The sequence below is a fragment of the Atribacter sp. genome (assembly GCF_035418125.1).
GTDB lineage: Bacteria > Atribacterota > Atribacteria > Atribacterales > Atribacteraceae > Atribacter > Atribacter allofermentans.
This window is the reverse complement of the sequence record NZ_DAOLQM010000204.1, coordinates 1-4,035: the sequence shown is the minus strand read 5'-3', so window position 1 is coordinate 4,035 and position 4,035 is coordinate 1. Positions and strand designations below refer to the sequence as shown.

4 protein-coding genes are annotated in these 4,035 nt (G+C 35.9%); all 4 read right to left on the bottom strand.

Features of this window, described 5'->3' with window-relative positions; translation table 11 throughout:
• Nucleotides 1–634: 634 nt before the first annotated feature.
• On the bottom strand, nucleotides 635–814 hold the full coding sequence (locus PLK24_RS09205) for a hypothetical protein (RefSeq protein WP_324478434.1): 180 nt from the start codon (nucleotides 812–814) through the stop codon (nucleotides 635–637).
• Between the two features lie 337 nt (nucleotides 815–1,151).
• The gene (locus PLK24_RS09200; protein ID WP_324478432.1) at nucleotides 1,152–2,276 is read right to left on the bottom strand and encodes an Ig-like domain-containing protein; all 1,125 of its coding nucleotides are present in this window, start codon (nucleotides 2,274–2,276) and stop codon (nucleotides 1,152–1,154) included.
• A 717-nt stretch (nucleotides 2,277–2,993) separates the two neighbouring features.
• Nucleotides 2,994–3,338 carry an SHOCT domain-containing protein gene (locus PLK24_RS09195; RefSeq protein WP_324478430.1) on the bottom strand — a complete coding sequence of 115 codons (345 nt, stop codon included), beginning with the start codon at nucleotides 3,336–3,338 and terminating at the stop codon, nucleotides 2,994–2,996.
• Nucleotides 3,339–3,633: 295 nt separating this feature from the next.
• Nucleotides 3,634–4,035, bottom strand: a 402-nt coding sequence (locus PLK24_RS09190) for an HAD-IC family P-type ATPase (protein ID WP_324478428.1), incomplete at its 5' end; no start/stop codon positions are given.

The window sequence follows — 4,035 nt, the reverse complement described above, 5'->3', positions numbered from 1 at the left end:
AAAGGCACCCTCCCCGCCGCAAAGCGGCACCCCTCCAAGGAGGGGAATTGTTGAATTCATTCTTTCTCATTTTTCTGTTTGATTACTTTCAACCATTCATGTATTTATATTATGGAAGCTCATACTACTAAGTAGCATCAGATGAGATTAAAATTGTTGCCCCCTCACTTGCGCCTCTCCCACATGGTGAGAAAAAAAAGAAAAATGGAAGATGGTTGAAATAAGGGTGAAAATACTTTGTAGGGCTTGATTTATCATGGCCACAGTCGAATTATCAGAATAGGATAAAGGGTATGGATGTTTTAATTGTGGTAAAAATACCTTGAGGTGCCCCAAAATAAATTTCTTTTAGGAAATTATTGGGGTAATTTATTAAGAAAATAAGGAATAAGAAAGTAATAGTGATAAAAATATTGGTTAGAATAGCTCTTTTTGATAAATTTATTTAATGTAATTTCAAGAAAAATACTCTTAGATATCAGACTTATTATCAGCAATGAAACCTTAAGTAAGTTTGCTGGCCTTAAGTCTCAGTTTGGCTAATAATTTGAAGAGATAGCAAAACTCAGTTCTTAAGGACTGAATGAATTTACCGAAGGATGAAAAATCTCTTAAATTGATTACGAAAATTGATTTATAAATATTCAAAGTTATAGCTATTGATAGAGAAATCATTTTGAATAAGATCAATACGATAAACTATCTTCCCGGTATTATCTCTATCTGTAATCACTTCAAAATCAATGAGATTCATTGCAATAGCATTTGACAAGGCTTCCCCTTTAGTTTTAAAAACCTTATTTTCTAATTTCATTGCCCTTCCCCCCTCCTTATTATATAGATTAACTAAATGAGATAATATTTCTATAGGAAAGAATTCCCATTTTTTGTTCCTAAGAGACTATTTTTTGAAATCGTATATGAGGAATAAGGCCTAAAAGAAATGGAAAAAATGTAGGTTAAGAATTTATTTGGTTATTCAAACACGAAAATAGAATGAGAAGCGAGTGGTGAGAAGATATAATCACCCTTATTTTCACCTTCTCCCGTCAACAGAGAAAGAACCTAAAACCGTCTTGACGAGGAACTTAGCGACCTGGCAATCTCTTCAGTTCAACCATTAATATTTATCTCTCTTTGGTTAAAAAAGCTTAAGGATTGGTTGAGGAAACCGGTTTTATATTTCCTAAAAGGGTAATTTTTGATGGGCATAGGCCTTCTGCCCCCCGAAATTCTACCGTTAAATTAACAGAAGTTCCTTCATTAACTTCAGGAGTGTAAAAAGAAAACGTAACTTGTCCAGAGAGATTGGTTATTGCTGATGATTCGTTCAAATCACCGACATTTGAGGACCAATAAAGAGTCCTGTCACAGATTGGATTACCACTGATGTCTTGTAAGGTTGCGGTAAATTGAATTTTATCACCAGATTGAGTTGAAAAACTCGAAGGACAAACGATGATTTCAGTTGAATGAGTCCGACATACAATATTCACCACAGCTTTGACACTTATGGGGGGTATTCCAGCATGTCCAGGTGAAAATGCAGTTATGACAGCGGTTTTTATTTGGTTTGATTCGGGAGCTTGGTAAGTGACTGTAGCTTTACCGTTATTATCTGTTAGATTAGATTTGGTATTCAACGTTCCATAGTCGGTTGACCAATCTACGGGACTATTTTGAACTGGTTGGCCGTTGTGATAGTTGAGTTGGGCGGTTATGGAATAACAAGAACCTGGCTCAATGATAAATTGAGAAGGTTCAAGAGTTATATTTGGAGCTCGTGGATTCCGATCGGCAACCTTGAAATGGATACGGTTTACGGCTGAAAGCGGAAAATACCGGTTACTCTGGTGAGGTGATTCGATGAATATTTTTAATTCATTTTCCCCAACTGGTTTTGGAGTGAAAAGGATTATCAATCGATCAATACCCGTTGGCCCTTTTACTTTGCTATTTAATATTAAATTTGAACCAGCAATGATTTCCTGGTTTCTCACTAATAATAAAACACTTCCACCGGGAGTGTAATCAAAAATATTAATATAACCTGTTTTTGTTGCTCCATAGCGAATTATGATTGGATCATCAATGAAATAAGTAGAATCCTGCCCACGATCAATCGATATATTTACCGAGTGTGATTGAGGAATAGCAAGGTATATATCAGAATTTAAGGTAAATTTTGGTTGAGCAAAGCCTGTAGGAATCATAAATAAATTTATTACCGATGCCACAACCAAAAAACCAGTGAGTAAAATTTTTCTTCTACTCATTGGATTCCTCCTTACTCTTCAAAATTGACTATAGTAAACAGTGGTACGAAAGTGCCTTAATTATTCTCTATGGAAAAATTGTCTTTATCGAAAAAACACCATAAAAAAACTATACTGAAAATTGTTTTCTTGTTTAGGGATCTTCCCTTTCATTATTTTAACTCAATAGCTTAACAATAGAAAATTCCTTTTCTCAGATGCTGGTTTATGGTATAGGGGAAGAAAGGGAAGTATTGGCGAAAGACGACGAGGGGGTGAGGGGCAGAAGGGGCGACTTCTTGGGTTTCTTCTCGCTTGATGGGAGAAGGTCAGGATGAGGGTGAAAACCTTTTGTAGGGGTTTGATTTATCATGCCCATAGATAGGTTTTTCAAGATAGTCAAAAAGACACCTCTCTCTTTTTGGTGATTGTTTAATTGCTAAAGTAAATTTTACCAGAAAGATAGGGCATATTCATTAAAAAAATTTTCATATTAATGTATTTCAGTATTTATTTTAATATGAAAATTGGAGGAAAAAGCAAAAATGGATAATGAAAAAAAACACTAAAAAAAACCAACCACGTAAAAAATAATAAAATATCATCATTGTCTGGCACTCAGCTATTAAATTATTCTTTGCAGCTGACAAACTTATAATCTAATTGGTTTTGACTAGAAACAATAAAGTTTATCTTGTAAATAAAAACCTGACTCCCAGTAAGGAGTCAGGTTTTTATTTACTCTTTCAAGTCCTCTTTCATCTTCTGGTATTCATCACGCGACAATTCTCCCTTGGCATAGCGTTTTTGAAGAATCTCCAAGGGTCTATCATCACTTGTTCTCCGACCAGAATCAGACGAAAAACGAGTATTCTGAAATACCAGATAAATAAGGGCTAGGACCACGATCAAACCTATTAGTCCTATTCCAATCATACCACCCCACCCCCAATTCATCCAACCCCAGGGCATCATGTGCGACCAGCCCCAGCCAGGACTACTAATCTCATTTGCAAAAACTTCTTGAGGAATAAACCCAAAAAAGCTAAATATGAGTAAAAACAACAGAATTGAATTCCGCATTGTTTTCACCCTCTTTCTTTTCAATGTAAATAAATTTTAATTATTATGATTAAAGAGCCACTTAGTTTAATTTTTCCTAATATTTCAGATTTTCAGTCTTTTATGCTTAATGTTCCTTTGCTGAGAGGACTGCGAACGTGAATTATTTCTCCTCATTAGTGCGTGACTGAATTTAAACATTAGTAATTATATTTTAATAATATAAAACATAAATTCAATTGGTATTATTCCATTATGGATAAACACCGAGATTCTTTTTTCTAGATTCTGTGTGGAATGAATGAGGGTAAATATATTAAAGCTGAACGCGTCGTAAAAGTTGGGCGTTAATAGAAACAATGACCGTACTCGCTGACATAAGGACTGCACCAACCGCTGGAGCCAGGATAATGCCTGCCCAGGCTAAAGCTCCTGCTGCAAGAGGGAGAGCGATAATATTATAACCGGCTGCCCACCAGAGATTTTGAATCATCTTCTGGTAGGTCGCTTTACTAAGTTTTATAATTCGGGGAATATCACGTGGATCAGAACGGACCAGCACTACATCACCGGCTTCGACAGCGACGTCAGTTCCAGCACCGATAGCAATACTGACATCAGCTGTAGTTAGAGCAGGAGCATCGTTTACTCCATCTCCCACCATGGCAACTCGTTTACCTTGTTTTTGCAAGTCTTGGATTTTCTTGGCTTTGTCTTC

Excerpts from the sequence above, each read along its gene's own strand:
- PLK24_RS09195 (WP_324478430.1), bottom strand. The coding sequence starts at position 3,338 with ATGCGGAATTCAATTCTGTTGTTTTTACTCATATTTAGCTTTTTTGGG.
- PLK24_RS09200 (WP_324478432.1), bottom strand. The coding sequence starts at position 2,276 with ATGAGTAGAAGAAAAATTTTACTCACTGGTTTTTTGGTTGTGGCATCG.
- PLK24_RS09205 (WP_324478434.1), bottom strand. The coding sequence starts at position 814 with ATGAAATTAGAAAATAAGGTTTTTAAAACTAAAGGGGAAGCCTTGTCA.